The sequence below is a fragment of the Nitrospirillum amazonense genome (genome assembly GCF_029594735.1).
GTDB classification, from domain to species: Bacteria; Pseudomonadota; Alphaproteobacteria; order Azospirillales; family Azospirillaceae; genus Nitrospirillum; species Nitrospirillum amazonense.
The window spans coordinates 614,081-628,537 of sequence record NZ_JARPAF010000002.1; the positions used below are offsets into that span (position 1 = coordinate 614,081).

The window sequence follows — 14,457 nt, forward strand, 5'->3', positions numbered from 1 at the left end:
CAGCGGACCCCAGAAACGCCGCAGGCCGCCGGTTCCATTTGGAACACGGCGGCCCTGCGTTGAACCCGCGCTGTAATTGGTGCCCAGGAGAAGACTCGAACTTCCACGACATCTCTGCCACAGGTACCTGAAACCTGCGCGTCTACCAATTCCGCCACCTGGGCAGCGCGGGCCGCCTAAGTACGATCATGGCCGGGGCCTGTCAATACTCTTCTTTCGGCCCTTTTCGTTTTTTGTGAAGGGGCGTCCGCCGCCCTGCTGCGCGCGCCCACGCATGTGCATGGGCGCGTCCTTCTCCTTGCATTTCAGGCCTTGGCCAAGCGCCTAGCCCTCGCCCGCGGGCTTCGCTATAAGCTTGGGTCTCCGGCCGCCGCCGGCCCCGGTCACCCCCCGCATGCGGGTATGGTCGGAACCAACAGGTCCGGCGGGTCATTCGTTTAGTGGGCAGAGGGTCTAAGAGGATGGGCACTAGCATTCGTATCGCCACCGTGTTCGGCGGGGCCGGCTTCATCGGCCGCCATGTCATCCGGCGCCTGGCCAAGACGGGCTGCGTCATCCGCGTGCCCGCCCGCCACCCGGGCGAGGCCGCCTTCCTCAAGATGAACGGCGCCGTGGGCCAGATCGTCCCCATGGCCGTGGACATCGCCGACGACGCCTCCGTCGCCCGCGCCATCCAGGGCGCCGACATCGTCATCAACCTGATGGGCATCCTGGCCGAAAGCGGGCGCCAGCGCTTCGACCTGGTGCATGCCGAGGCCGCCGGCCGCATCGCCCGCCTGGCCAAGGGGGCCGATGTCGCCCGCCTGGTGCACGTCTCCGCCCTGGGCGCCGACGCCAATTCCCGCTCCGCCTACGCCCGCAGCAAGGCGGCGGGGGAGCAGGCGGTCCGCGCCGTGTTCCCCGAGGCGACCATCCTGCGTCCCAGCGTCGTCTTCGGGCCTGAGGACAATTTCTTCAACCGCTTCGCCGGGATGGCCAAGACGCTGCCCTTCGTGCCGCTGATCGGCGGCGGCGCCACCCGCTTCCAGCCCGTCTATGTCGGTGACGTGGCCGATGCCATCATTAACGCCGTGACCCGCGCCGGCGCCGAGGGCAAGACCTTCGAGCTGGGCGGCCCCCGCGCCTACAGCTTCCGCGAACTGATCCAGCTGGTCCTGGACCTGACCGGCCGTAAGACCCGCTTGGTGTCCCTGCCCTGGGGCCTGGCCAGCCTGCAGGCCACCTTTCTGGAGATGGTGCCCGGCAAGCCGCTGACCCGCGACCAGGTGACCCTGCTGAAGAGCGACAATGTCCTGTCCGGTAAGCTGCCGGGCTTGGCCGACCTGGGTGTCACGCCCACCGCCGCCGAGGTGATCCTGCCGACCTACCTGGATCGCTTCCAGTTGGCCGGCCGTTACGACAGCCATCGCCAGGGGCCGTCCCTGCCGGCGCTGACCAAGATCGACGCCCACGGCACGCATTATTGATTGCGTCCCTCAGGTGCCGGGCGCCCGCATCCGCGGGCTTGGCTTCCTCCCTTTGCGGTCCGCTTCGCTTTCCGCAAAGGTCCGGCGGACGCAGTCGCGTCCTACAACGGCATAAGGCAGTCCTCAAGCCGTTGACCTGAGCCATTTGTGGCTGATGCCGAATAAGAATAAGGGCGCCTCCCGGCCGGGAGGCGCCCTTTTCGTTGCCGATTCGGCGAGGCCCGGAAGGCGCTCCTTATCCGATATAAATCATCCCCAGCACCACTGCGCCCAGGGCCCAGCAGTAGAAGGCGAAGGGGCGCATCGCGTCGATCTCGTTGCGCTTGAACCAGCGCATCAGCGCCCAGACGGCGACCAGGGCGCAAACGCCAGAGACCGCGCCACCCACCAGCGCGCTCTGGATCACGTCGCCCTCCGCCTGGCGCAGCATCTTGGGCACCACCAGCAGGCTGGCGCCGGCGATGATGGGGGTGGCCAACAGCATGGAGAAGCGCGCGGCCTCCTCATGTTTCAGGCCGGCCCAAAAGCCCGCCACCATGCTGGCGCCGGAGCGGGAGAAGCCGGGGATCAGGGCCAGCGACTGCGCCAGGCCGATCAGCAGGGCCTGGACGAAGCTCAATTCCGCCAGGGTGCGCTCACCCCGGCCGCGCAGCCGCTCGCCGAAAAACAGCAGGAAGCCGTTCACGATCAGGAAGATGGCGGCGTTGAACGGATCGCTGAAAGCGGCGCGCAGCACCTTCTCGAAGGCCAGGCCCAGGATGGCGGCGGGAATGGTGCCGACAACCAGCAGGGCCAGCACACGGCGGTCCGGCCCCCCCTTGACCACACCCGCCAGCAGGTTGACCCAATCGCGCCAGAAGAACACCAGCAAGGCCGCCGCTGTGCCCAGGTGCAGCATCACCAGATAGGGCAGGAAGTGTTCCTTAAGAAAGGCCTGGTCCAGGCCCCACCCCAGCAGGAAGGGCGTCAGCACCCCGTGGGCGACGCTGCTGATGGGGAAAAGCTCGGTGATGCCCTGGATGATCGCGAAGATCAGGGTCTGCAAAAAAGACATGGCGCCTCAACGTCTAGGGGCGATTGGCGGCCGGACGGGACCCGACCGCTGGATGGCAGCCTGCTTATAGCAGCGGTCGCGCCGGGCGGCGACAGCGGCTTGGGAAAGCGGATGCTGTCGCGTGACAGGAGTTCTCATTCCGCGTTTGTAGCAAAATCAACGATATGAGTGCATATAGTAAACAAATTAGTACTATTTACCGCGGGTGCGAATGGACCTGTCACCGCTTTTCCACACGCGAGTCATGTGCTTGATGCGCAATAGGACAGTTAAGCTGACATAACGTGAAAAAAGTGCTGGAGCGGTGGGGCATAACGACTTATATGAACTCGGCGCACCCGCTTGTGCGCAAGCCCGTGACCCGGCGCCTTGCCGCGGCGCGGGCGAGACGGGGAACATCTCCGCCGGCCACCGCACGGGTCGTCGGGGCAGAGCACGAAGGATCAAGGCCATGGCGCAGAAGCAGCAGATGCTCCAGTTCGTCCACACGGACCAGCAAATGCCTGACAAACGCGAGCCCGCGCTGCGCCGGCAGGATTTCGACGAGATTTACGCCCGTTTCGCGGACGATCAGGCCGCCACCCAGGCCTCGCGCTGCTCCCAGTGCGGCGTACCCTTCTGCCAGGTGCATTGCCCCGTCTCCAACAACATCCCCGATTGGCTGAAGCTGACCGCCGAGGGCCGCCTGGAAGAGGCCTATGAGGTCTCGCAGGCCACCAACAATTTCCCCGAGATCTGCGGGCGCATCTGCCCGCAGGACCGCTTGTGCGAGGGCAACTGCACCATCGAGCAGTCGACCCACGGCACCGTCACCATCGGCGCCGTCGAGAAGTACATCACCGACACGGCCTGGGAACGCGGCTGGGTGAAGCCGGCCGCCCCGGTGCGCGAGCGGCCGCAGAGCGTTGGCATCATCGGTGCCGGCCCCGCCGGCCTGGCGGCCGCCGACCAGCTGCGCCGCAAGGGCTATCAGGTGCATGTCTACGACCGTTACGATCGCGTGGGGGGCCTGCTGATCTACGGCATCCCCGGCTTCAAGCTGGAGAAGGAGGTGGTGGAGCGCCGGGCCAAGCTGCTGGCCGACGCCGGCGTCGTCTTCCATTTGGGCTTCGAGGTTGGCCGCCACGCCACGCTGGGCCAGCTGCGCGTCCAGCACGACGCCATCCTGATCGCCACCGGCGTCTACAAGGCGCGTGAGCTGGAAGGCCCAGGCAGCGGCGTGGACGGCATCGTCCCGGCACTGGACTACCTGACCGCCAGCAACCGCACCGGCCTGGGCGACACGGTGGTGGATTTCGAGAACGGCCGCCTGAACGCCAAGGGCAAGAACGTCGTCGTCATCGGCGGCGGCGACACCGCCATGGACTGCGTGCGCACCGCCATCCGCCAGGGGGCGAAGTCGGTGAAGTGCCTGTACCGCCGCAACCGCGCCAACATGCCGGGCAGCCAGCGCGAGGTGGCCCATGCCGAGGAAGAGGGCGTGGAGTTCGTGTGGCAGGCCACCCCGGACGCCTTCCTGGGCGACCGCCAGGTGACGGGCGTGCGCGCCCACCGCATGCACATGGGCGTGGCCGACGCCTCCGGCCGCCAGACGCCGCAGCCCATCGAGGGCTCCGCCTTCACGCTGGAGGCCGATCTGGTGATCAAGGCCCTGGGCTTCGATCCCGAGCCGCTGCCCACCCTGTTCGGTGAGCCGGGCCTGAAGGTCAGCCGCTGGGGCACCGTCATGGCCGACCCGCGCACCCTGATGACCAACCTGGAAGGCGTGTTCGCCGCCGGTGACATCGTGCGCGGCGCCTCGCTGGTCGTCTGGGGCATCCGCGACGGCCGCGACGCCGCCGCCGGTATCCATAACTATATCACCGCCCGCGCCGCCGCCGCGCTGGCCGCCGAGTAAGGGGGATTTGAGATGAGCGAGATGATCGAAAACGGCAGCCCCCTTTCCGTTTCCAATGGAACCGAGACCGGCGCCGAGTTCGTCGAGCGCTACCGCGCCAGCGCCGCCCGCCTGGAAGCGGCGCACGTCTGGTCGCCGGAGATGGAGCATGACGCCTGCGGCGTTGGCTTCGTCGCAGCCATCGATGGCAAGCCCCGCCGCTCCGTCGTGGAGAAGGCGGTGGAGGCGCTCAGCGCCCTGTGGCATCGCGGCGCCGTCGACGCCGATGGCAAGACCGGCGACGGCGCCGGCATCCACCTGCAGATCCCGCAGAGCTTCTTCCGCGAGCATGTGGCCCGCAGCGGCCACCTGCCGCCGGACGGCCTGATCTCCGTCGGCCAGGTCTTCCTGCCCCGCACCGACATGGAGGCGCAGGAGCGCTGCCGCTGCATCGTCGAGACGGAAATCCTGAAGTTCGGCTACACCATCTACGGCTGGCGCCAAGTTCCCATCAACATCGAGATCATCGGCGAGAAGGCCAACGCCACCCGCCCCGAGATCGAGCAGATCATGGTGGGCAACCCGCGCAACATCCCGGAAGACCAGCTGGAGCGTGACCTCTACGTCATCCGCCGCCGCATCGAGAAGGCGGTGAAGGCGGAGAGCATCAGCGACTTCTACATCTGCACGCTGTCCTGCCGCTCCATCATCTACAAGGGCATGTTCCTGGCTGAGCAGCTGACGTCCTTCTATCCGGACCTGCTGGACGAGCGCTTCGAGTCCAACTTCGCCATCTACCACCAGCGCTACTCCACCAACACCTTCCCCACCTGGTGGCTGGCCCAGCCCTTCCGCATGCTGGCGCACAACGGCGAGGTCAACACGCTGCGCGGCAACGTCAACTGGATGAAGGCGCACGAGACCCGCATGGGTCACGAGATCTTCGGCAACCTGATCGAAGACGTGAAGCCCATCATCCCCGCCGGCGGGTCGGACAGCGCCTGCCTGGACGCCGTGTTCGAGGTGCTGGTGCGCTCCGGCCGCTCCGCCCCCATGGTGAAGACCATGCTGGTGCCGGAGGCCTGGTCCGATCGCGAGACCATGCCGCAGAACCACCGCGACCTGTACAGCTACGCCAACGCGGTCATGGAGCCGTGGGACGGCCCGGCGGCCCTGGCCATGTATGACGGCCGCTGGGTCGTGGGCGGCATGGACCGCAACGGCCTGCGCCCCATGCGCTACGTCGTCACCGGCGACGGCCTGCTGATCGCCGGTTCCGAGACGGGCATGACCAAGGTCGAGGAATATACGGTGCAGGAAAAGGGCCGCCTCGGGCCCGGGCAGATGATCGCCTTGGACCTGGCCGAAGGCCGCCTCTACAAGGACCGCGAGATCAAGGACACCCTGGCCGCCGGCAAGCCCTACGGCAGCTGGGTGCGCCACATCACGGCGCTGGACGACCTGGTGAAGGGGGCGCCCGCCGCCACGGCCGAGCTCAGCCGCGACCAGCTGCGCCGCCGCCAGGTGGCCTACGGCATCTCCATGGAGGATGTGGAGACCATCCTGCACCCCATGGTGGAGGACGCGAAGGAGGCCGTGGGCTCCATGGGCGACGACAGCCCGCTGGCCGTGCTGTCCGACCGCTACCGGGGCCTGCACCACTATTTCCGTCAGAACTTCAGCCAGGTCACCAACCCGCCCATCGACAGCCTGCGCGAGCAGCGGGTGATGAGCCTGAAGACCCGCCTGGGCAACCTGGGCAACATCCTGGACGAGGATGACAGCCAGACCCGCCTGCTGCAGTTGGAGACTCCCGTCCTGACGACGGCGGAATTCATCGCCATGCGCCGCTACATGGGCGACACGGCGGCGGAGATCGACTGCACCTTCGATCCCGACGGTGGTGAGTTCGCCATGACCGACGCCTTGCGCCGCGTGCGGCAGGAGGCGGAGGACGCGGTGCGCGGCGGCGCCACCCACCTGATCCTGACGGACGAGGCCATGGGCCCCGGCCGCGCCGCCCTGCCCATGATCCTGGTGACGGGCGCCGTCCATACCCACCTGATCCGCCAGCAGCTGCGCACCTTCACCTCGGTGAACGTGCGGGCGGGCGAGTGCCTGGATGTGCACTACGTCGCCGTGCTGATCGGCGTGGGCGCCACCACGGTCAACGCCTACCTGGCGCAGGAGGCCATCGCCGACCGCCAGCGGCGCGGCCTGTTCGGCGACATGCCCCTGGAAAAGTGCCTGGAGCGGTACAAGAAGGCCATCAATGAAGGCCTGCTGAAGATCATGTCCAAGATGGGCATCTCCATCGTCTCCAGCTATCGCGGCGGCCTGAACTTCGAAGCGGTGGGCCTGTCCCGCTCGCTGGTGGCCGAGCACTTCCCCGGCATGATCAGCCGCATCTCCGGCCTGGGTCTGGTCGGCATCCAAAAGGACGTGCTGGAACAGCATGCGCTGGCCTGGAACGAGGAGGTCGTGGCCCTTCCCATCGGCGGCTTCTACAAGTTCCGCAAGGGCGGCGATCGCCACGCCTGGGAAGGCGGCCTGATCCACCTGCTGCAGCAGGCGGTGTCCAACGACAGCTATTCCACCTTCAAGCGCTACTCCGAAGGCGTGCACAAGCGCCCGCCGCTGCAGCTGCGCGACCTGCTGGACTTCCGCCCCTCAAAGGGCAAGGTCGCGGTGGACGAGGTGGAGAGCATCACCGCCATCCGCAAGCGCTTCATCACCCCGGCCATGTCGCTGGGCGCCCTCAGCCCCGAGGCGCACGGCACGCTGAACGTCGCCATGAACCGCATCGGCGCCAAGTCCGACAGCGGCGAGGGGGGTGAGGATCCGGCACGCTTCAAGCCGGATGCCAACGGCGACAACTGGAACTCCGCCATCAAACAGGTGGCGTCGGGCCGCTTCGGCGTCACCGCCGAGTACCTGAACCAGTGCCGCGAGATCGAGATCAAGGTGGCCCAGGGCGCCAAGCCCGGCGAGGGCGGGCAGCTGCCCGGCTTCAAGGTGACGGAACTGATCGCCCGCCTGCGGCACAGCACGCCCGGCGTCATGCTGATCAGCCCGCCGCCGCACCACGACATCTACTCGATCGAGGATCTGGCGCAGCTGATCTATGACCTGAAGCAGATCAACCCGGACGCCAAGGTCTGCGTGAAGCTGGTCAGCCGCTCGGGCATCGGCACCATCGCCGCCGGCGTGGCCAAGGCCGGCGCCGACGTCATCCTGGTGTCGGGCAATGTCGGCGGCACCGGCGCCTCGCCCCAGACCAGCGTGAAGTTCGCCGGCCTGCCGTGGGAAATGGGCCTCAGCGAGGTGCAGCAGGTGCTGACGCTGAACCGCCTGCGCCATCGCGTCACCCTGCGCACCGACGGCGGCCTGAAGACCGGCCGCGACATCGTCATGGCGGCAATGCTGGGGGCCGAGGAGTTCGGCGTGGGCACCGCCAGCCTGATCGCCATGGGCTGCATCATGGTGCGCCAGTGCCACAGCAACACCTGCCCGGTGGGCGTGTGCGTGCAGGATGAAAGCCTGCGGCAGAAGTTCGTGGGCACCCCGGAAAAGGTCGTGAACCTGTTCAGCTTCATGGCGGAAGAGGTGCGCGAGATCCTGGCCAGCCTGGGCTTCCGCTCGCTGCAGGAGGTCATCGGCCGCACCGACCTGCTGCACCAGGTCAGCCGCGGTGCTGTTCACCTGGACGACCTGGACCTGAACCCGCTGCTGGCCCAGGCCGACCCCGCCGGCGACAGCGCCCGGTACTGCACCCAGGTCGGCCGCAACGAGGTGCCGGACACGCTGGACGCCCAGATGATCCGCGACGCCCGTCAGCTGTTCGATGATGGCGAGAAGATGCAGCTGGCCTACAACGTTCAGAACACGCACCGCGCCATCGGCACCCGGATGTCGGCCATGATCACCCGCAAGTTCGGGATGAGCGGCCTGCAGCCCGGCCACTGCACGGTGCGGCTGCGCGGCTCCGCCGGCCAGTCCTTGGGCGCCTTCGCCGTCCAGGGCCTGACGCTGGAGGTGTTCGGCGACGCCAACGACTATGTCGGCAAGGGCCTGTCGGGCGGGACCATCATTGTGCGGCCCATGACGGCCACGCCGCTGAAGTCGAACGAGAACACCATCATCGGCAACACGGTGCTGTACGGGGCTACGGCGGGCAAGCTGTTCGCCGCCGGCCAGGCGGGCGAGCGCTTCGCCGTCCGCAACTCCGGCGCCACGGTGGTGGTGGAGGGCTGCGGCTCCAACGGCTGCGAGTACATGACCGGCGGCATGGTGGTCATCCTGGGCGGCGTGGGCGACAACTTCGCGGCCGGCATGACCGGCGGCATGGCCTTCGTCTATGACCAGACGGGTACCCTGCCGCTGCACATCAACCCCGACAGCGTCATCTTCCAGCGCATCGAGGTCCAGCATTACGAGGACATGCTGGTGTCCCTGATCGAGGAACACGTGGCGCGGACGCAGAGCCGCTGGGCCATGACCCTGCTGAACGACTGGCCGCTGGTGCGCGGCCACTTCTGGCAGGTCGTGCCGAAGGAAATGCTGCACCGCCTGGCGGTGCCCGTTGTCCCGCCCCAGGCCCTCAGCGCGGAGTAGAGGCCAGCACCGAGTAACCTTTTCCACTCGGGCGCCCCGGTTTCGATCGGGGCGTCTTCCCTGAAGGGAGCCCCACGAAGAGGGACGAAGGAGAGGGGGCGAGGGGGTGCCGACCGGCATCCGTCACCGCCCCCCGGAAAACGCGACCGCCACCGGGAGGCATTCCGGTGGCGGTTTTTGTTTGTGGGTCAGTTGGCGCCGTCGCCGCCCGCCGCGCGCTTCAGGGCGGGGCCCGTTACCTGGAACACCGGGCCGCCGTTGTAGGTGAAGTACAGCCTGTTCTGGCTGTGGGCGATCAGCACGTGGTGGGCTTTCAGGAAGTCCGCACCCAGCAGCATGTCCGTGCTGGCCTGGGTGGTTCGGGCGATGCGCGACCCGCTGTCGGTGTAGGTTCCGCTGCCGAACAAGTCGCCGAAGCGCAGCTTGGCGTGATTGATGGTCTCATCGCCCAGGGTGAAGCCATCGAAGACCCCGACCCATTCCTGCACCGTCTTGGCACCCAGGCCCTGGGCGGCGTTGGCCATGACCACGCCCGGCGTCTCTGGCGTCACGCCGATGCGGGCCGCCGCCTGCGACGATAGGACGGAATGCGTAGCGCCGCTATCCAGCATGGCCTGCACCGCCTGGCCGCCCAGGGTCACGTCCATGATGATATGAGGGTTCTGCGGGTTCACCGTGTGGATGTCAGCGGTCATGGCGTTGTCAGCCCAGAAACCCAGGAAGGCGTTCTCGCAGCCGCGCGGCTGGTACAGGTTGATGATCTCATGGGCCAGGTCCAGTTCCACGTCGAACTTGCGGAACACATCCTCGCCCAGCAGGCCCACCACATCCTCGCGGCCGAGCGCCCGCTCCCCCGCCAGGTTCAGGGCCATGTCGGTGACCGTCTGCCTGCCCAGGGTGAAGGTCTTGATGCGCGTGGTCTGGATGTCGCTGCGCCCGCCCACGCCACTCAGCGTGCCGTTGCGGCCGCTGAAGCCTGGCAAATCCAACTCCTCCGCCTTGCTGCGTAGAATCATGCTGAGGGCAGCGCCGGTATCGACCAGGAAATAGACGGGGTGGCCGTTGACCTCCACCTTCACCAGCGGCTGGTTGCCATCCATGACCACCGGCAGGGTATCCGACTTGATCATCTGGCAGGTGTCGGCGGCCCAGGCCGTCGTTCCGGCGACCATGGACAGGGCCAACAAGGCTACCCCAGCAAGCAAAGCCCGCGATCGCACGCGCATCCGCTTCCCCATCTCCTGCCCGACATCGTTGTTCGCATTTATGCACATAGAGGAGTGCACGCAAACGGTGTAGGGATCAAGCGCCGCGACGGGAAACGGGCCCCGCCGCTATTGCCCTTGGGCTTTCGTCGGGGCGGCGGCGGACGGCTCCGTCTCCTCGTCCGCTTTGGCGCCGCGGGACGCGGAGGTCAGCGCCGGGCCCACCACCTGGAACACCGGGCCGCCTTGATAGGTGAAATAAACCTTGCGCTGGCTGGACGCGATGTAGACGCGGTGGCTGCGCAGGAAATCCGCCCCCAGGTACATGTCGGTGTCGCCGTACGAAGTGCTCAGGCGGCTGCCGACATAGGTCGTGCCCACGCGGTTGTACAGGTCGGTCACGCGCAGCTTGGCATGACGGATGGTCTCATCGCCGATGCTGAAGCTGTCGAAGGTGCCGATATGGGTCTCGACGGCATAGCCGTTGGCGCCTTGCAGGGTCCCGGCTTTCGCGCCCTCACCGGCGACGACATCGACGCCCACGCGACGGGCCACGCCCTCATCCAGCACGGTGATGCTGGCGCCGCTGTCCAGTTCGGCGTGCACGGTCTGGCCGTTGACCAGCACGGGAACGCGGATGCGGGAGCGGTTGCCGCGCACATCATCCATGTCTGTGACGTTGTAGCTGTTCGACCAATAGGCCAGGACATCGTTGTCGCACTTCTCCGGCTTGAACAGGTTCAGCAGGTTGTGGGCGAGGTCGAATTCCATGTCGTAGCGTTCCAGCAGGTCCATGCCCAGGGCGCCGACGGCATTGTCCCCCAAGGACCCATAGCCGCCGACATAGACGCGGACATCGCGGCCATGCCAGGTACCCAGTTCCAGGCTGTCCATGGTGGTCTGCAGCAGGCGGCTGGTTCCGTCGATGCCGATCATCTCACCTTGCGCGTCCACCGCCTTCAGGCCTAAGGGGGCCAGCGACGACCGGGTCAGGATCGACATCCAGGCGCCGGTGTCGACCAGCATGCGCGCGGGCTTGCCGTTGATGGCGACGCGGGCCAGCAGGATGTTGCCGTCCATCTCCAGGGGAATGGCCGCGACCTGGGCCAGTTTGCAGGAGGAGGCCGCCTGGGCGGACACCGAAGGAAGGAGCGCCAGCGCCATCAGGGCGAGCGCCGACACGCCCGCGCGAATTTTCGTCTTCATCATCCCCATGAGGCCCCCGTCTTCATCCTTTTTTTCGCGTTGCCGTGACTATGCGCGCGCCTGTCCGGCGCCGGCCAGCGTTCTATTCGCTTTGATGCTCGGTCGCCGGGGCGACGGGTGCCGCCACGGCGGGGGGCGGCGCATCAGTCTGAAACACCGGGCCGCCCACATAGCTGAAGTAGAGCTTATGCTGGCTATGGGCGATCAGCACATGGTGGCTGCGCAGGAAGTCCGCCCCCAGCAGCATTTGCATTCCGGCCACCGTGGTCGCATCCCGGGCATTGAAAGATTCGAAACCACTGCGCAGAAGGCCGAAGCGCATCTTCGGATGCCGGATAGTTTCGTCCCCCAGGGTGAAGCTGTCGAAAGTTCCAACCCAGGTGGAAACGGCCCTGCCGTTGACGCCGCCACTGGGTGCCACCGGTCTAGCGTCGGGCGAGGCCGGTGTCATTCCCAGCCGTTGCGCAGCATCCAGTGTAAGCACCGAGAAATAAGCACCGGTGTCCAGCAAGGCCTGTATAGGAGTGCCATTGATCTGCAAGTCGATGATGACCTGCGGCAGGAAGGACGTCATGGGGCGGAAACTCGCCACGGAGTAGCTGCCCTGCCAAGTCATCAAGTCGGCGTCGCCGCAATTATGGGGCGTATACAGCACCACCCGGCTATGGGCGAAATCCAGCTCGACATCATAGTGGCTGAAGAAGCGCTCTCCCAATACGCCGACGACATCGGGGTGACCCAAATTGTCGCCTTGGCCGGCGATGGTAATGGGGACATCGCTGGCGCTGCTGCCGTTCAGGGTCAGTGTCTTGATGATGGTGTCGTTGATGTCGCTTTTGCCGTCCACGCCATAGGCATAGCCCTTCAGCCGACCTTTCGGCAGGTTCAATCGCTTGGCCGCACCTTGCAGGATAAAGCTGTCGTTGGCGCCGGTGTCGATCAGGAATTTGACGGGCGTTCCATTAATCTCGCCGGGGATAAGGGGCTGGTTGCCTTCCATGACGACGGGGACGATCCACCGGTCCAGGGTGCATTGCGCGTCCGCGGCTTGGGCGGTGACGCCCTCCGGGGGCAGCGCCAGACCCAGTGCCCCCGCCATGGCCACTCCTGTAAAGGTCGCCATGCGCATCAAAAAACGACTCAAAACCCGCCCCCACCTTGTTGAGGATGGCCGGGCCCCCGCCCATGCCGGCTTCGCCCCAGGGCTGGCGCGACGCCATCGAATGCTATGATTGTGTAAGAATCTCCTCGAAAATTTGCACGCATAGCGATAATCCGCGACGAAACGCCGCATGCAATCAGCCGCTCCGCACCCGCCCGACCGCCCGCTTCCAGCCGTCATACAGGCGCTCCCGCGCGGCCGGATCGGCGGCGGGTTCGAAGCGCCGTTCTTCCCGCCACAGGGTGGATATCGCGTCCAGCCCGGGGAACAGGCCCGCCGCCAGGCCGGCCAGGAAGGCGGCGCCCAGGGCCGTCGTTTCCGTCACCGCCGGCCGCTCGACCGTCAGGTCCAGCTGGTCGGCCAGGAACTGCATCAGCCAGTCGTTGGCGACCATGCCGCCATCCACGCGCAGGGCGGTCAGGGCGCAGCCGCTGTCGGCCGCCATGGCGTCCATCAGGTCGCGGGTCTGGTAGCAGACGGACTCCAGGGCCGCGCGCACGATGTGGCTGATGCCGCTGTCGCGCGTCAGGCCCAGGATGGCGCCCCGCGCGTCGGCGTCCCAATAAGGCGCGCCCAGGCCGGTGAAGGCCGGCACCAGATAGACGCCGCCGGTGTCGGCCAGCGCCTGGGCATGGCCCTGGCTGGACGCCGCGTCCGGGATCAGCTTCAGCCCGTCGCGCAGCCACTGCACCGCCGCCCCGGCCACGAAGATCGACCCCTCCAGGGCATAGCTGGCGCGGCCGTCCAGGCGGTAGGCCAGGGTGGTCAGCAGGCGGTGGTTGGACGGGCGCGGGGTGTCGCCGATGTTCATCAGGGCGAAACAGCCGGTGCCGTAGGTGCTCTTGATCATGCCGGGTGTAAGGCAGGCCTGGCCGATGGCCGCGGCCTGCTGGTCGCCCGCCATGCCCAGCACGGGGATGGGCCGGCCCAGCAGGTCGGCGGTGGCGACGCCGAAGGCGCCGGCGTTGTCCAGCACCCGGGGCAGGACGGCCGCCGGGATGCCGAACAGGCGCAGCAGCTCCGGATCCCAGTCCAGGGTCTCCAGGTTGAACAGCAGCGTGCGGGCGGCGTTGGTGGCGTCGGTCGCGTGCACCTGGCCGCCCGTCAGGCGCCACAGCAGGAAGCAGTCGATGGTGCCGAACGCCAGCTCCCCCGCTTCGGCCCGCGCACGGGCACCGGGGACGGTGTCCAGGATCCAGGCCAGCTTGGTGGCGGAAAAATAGGGGTCCAGCAGCAGGCCGGTGCGCTGGCGCACCATGGCCTCCGCCCCCTCGCGGCGCAGGGCCTGGCACAGGCCGGCGGTGCGGCGGTCCTGCCAGACGATGGCGGGGTGCAGCGCTTCCCCCGTCCGCCGGTCCCACACCAGCGTGGTCTCGCGCTGGTTGGTGATGCCCATGGCGGCCACGCGGGCGGCAGCCACCCCGGCCTGGTCCACCACGTCCCGGCAGACCGCCACCGTGTCGCGCCAAATGTCCTCCGGCTCATGCTCCACCTGGCCATCCGCCGGGTAATGCTGCGGCAGCTCGCGCTGGGCCGTGGCCAGGGGGCGGCCGTTGGCGTCGAACAGGATGGCGCGGGTGGAGGTGGTACCCTGGTCGATGGCCAGGATCAGGTCGGCGGGCATCGGGGCCCCTCCCTCAGGGTCTTGTTATCACGGCGCTGGTTGCCCCGTGCGCTGTACGCCGACGGTGCGTCGCGGGGGCCGACCTGTCAACGGCGGGGTCGGAAAAAGCTATCCAGAAGGGGGGCGAAAAGGCGTGCGTAATGGGGTTGACGCCGAACTGTAACAGGCGCACCATCTGTCTTACCGAAGCACTCAGGAGGCATCAGAAACCAGATTAGCCCACCAGATCAGGTAAATCGTCGAATGCATG

The 14,457-nt window shown here is 67.1% G+C and carries 8 protein-coding genes and 1 tRNA gene; 3 read left to right on the forward strand and 6 right to left on the reverse strand.

The window, feature by feature from the left end:
- Nucleotides 1-77 precede the first annotated feature (77 nt).
- Nucleotides 78-164 (reverse strand) — tRNA-Leu (locus P5F91_RS08995).
- A gap of 297 nt (nucleotides 165-461) precedes the next feature.
- On the opposite strand from P5F91_RS08995, the gene P5F91_RS09000 reads away from it, so the two are divergent.
- Nucleotides 462-1,466, forward strand: coding sequence for a complex I NDUFA9 subunit family protein (locus P5F91_RS09000; protein WP_145610601.1), 1,005 nt, complete (start codon nucleotides 462-464; stop codon nucleotides 1,464-1,466).
- Nucleotides 1,467-1,701: 235 nt separating this feature from the next.
- Here the strand turns inward: P5F91_RS09000 and P5F91_RS09005 are convergent, their stop codons facing one another.
- Nucleotides 1,702-2,520 (reverse strand): undecaprenyl-diphosphate phosphatase, encoded by an 819-nt coding sequence (locus tag P5F91_RS09005; RefSeq protein ID WP_145610600.1) that lies wholly within the window; start codon nucleotides 2,518-2,520, stop codon nucleotides 1,702-1,704.
- A gap of 451 nt (nucleotides 2,521-2,971) precedes the next feature.
- On the opposite strand from P5F91_RS09005, the gene P5F91_RS09010 reads away from it, so the two are divergent.
- Both P5F91_RS09010 and gltB read left to right on the forward strand, forming a co-directional pair.
- The gene (locus P5F91_RS09010; RefSeq protein ID WP_277907039.1) at nucleotides 2,972-4,417 is read left to right on the forward strand and encodes an NAD(P)-dependent oxidoreductase; all 1,446 of its coding nucleotides are present in this window, start codon (nucleotides 2,972-2,974) and stop codon (nucleotides 4,415-4,417) included.
- Nucleotides 4,418-4,438: 21 nt separating this feature from the next.
- On the forward strand, nucleotides 4,439-9,010 hold the full coding sequence (gene gltB / locus P5F91_RS09015) for a glutamate synthase large subunit (RefSeq protein ID WP_277907869.1): 4,572 nt from the start codon (nucleotides 4,439-4,441) through the stop codon (nucleotides 9,008-9,010).
- Between the two features lie 188 nt (nucleotides 9,011-9,198).
- On the opposite strand, the gene P5F91_RS09020 is transcribed toward gltB, so the two are convergent.
- The 4 genes from P5F91_RS09020 to glpK form a co-directional block, all read right to left on the reverse strand.
- Nucleotides 9,199-10,194 (reverse strand): retropepsin-like aspartic protease, encoded by a 996-nt coding sequence (locus tag P5F91_RS09020; protein WP_277907040.1) that lies wholly within the window; start codon nucleotides 10,192-10,194, stop codon nucleotides 9,199-9,201.
- 150 nt (nucleotides 10,195-10,344) lie between these two features.
- Complete coding sequence (locus tag P5F91_RS09025) at nucleotides 10,345-11,424, reverse strand: retropepsin-like aspartic protease family protein (RefSeq protein ID WP_186454729.1); 1,080 nt, start codon at nucleotides 11,422-11,424, stop codon at nucleotides 10,345-10,347.
- Between the two features lie 79 nt (nucleotides 11,425-11,503).
- Nucleotides 11,504-12,550: a retropepsin-like aspartic protease gene (locus tag P5F91_RS09030; protein WP_277907041.1), complete on the reverse strand. Its 1,047-nt coding sequence runs from the start codon at nucleotides 12,548-12,550 to the stop codon at nucleotides 11,504-11,506.
- Nucleotides 12,551-12,719: 169 nt separating this feature from the next.
- Nucleotides 12,720-14,207: a glycerol kinase GlpK gene (gene glpK / locus P5F91_RS09035; protein ID WP_277907042.1), complete on the reverse strand. Its 1,488-nt coding sequence runs from the start codon at nucleotides 14,205-14,207 to the stop codon at nucleotides 12,720-12,722.
- Nucleotides 14,208-14,457: the final 250 nt, after the last annotated feature.

Coding starts and splice junctions, on each gene's coding strand:
- P5F91_RS09025 (WP_186454729.1), bottom strand. CDS start 11,424: ATGATGAAGACGAAAATTCGCGCGGGCGTGTCGGCGCTCGCCCTGATG.
- P5F91_RS09000 (WP_145610601.1), top strand. CDS start 462: ATGGGCACTAGCATTCGTATCGCCACCGTGTTCGGCGGGGCCGGCTTC.
- gltB (WP_277907869.1), top strand. CDS start 4,439: ATGATCGAAAACGGCAGCCCCCTTTCCGTTTCCAATGGAACCGAGACC.
- P5F91_RS09010 (WP_277907039.1), top strand. CDS start 2,972: ATGGCGCAGAAGCAGCAGATGCTCCAGTTCGTCCACACGGACCAGCAA.
- P5F91_RS09005 (WP_145610600.1), bottom strand. CDS start 2,520: ATGTCTTTTTTGCAGACCCTGATCTTCGCGATCATCCAGGGCATCACC.
- glpK (WP_277907042.1), bottom strand. CDS start 14,207: ATGCCCGCCGACCTGATCCTGGCCATCGACCAGGGTACCACCTCCACC.
- P5F91_RS09030 (WP_277907041.1), bottom strand. CDS start 12,550: ATGCGCATGGCGACCTTTACAGGAGTGGCCATGGCGGGGGCACTGGGT.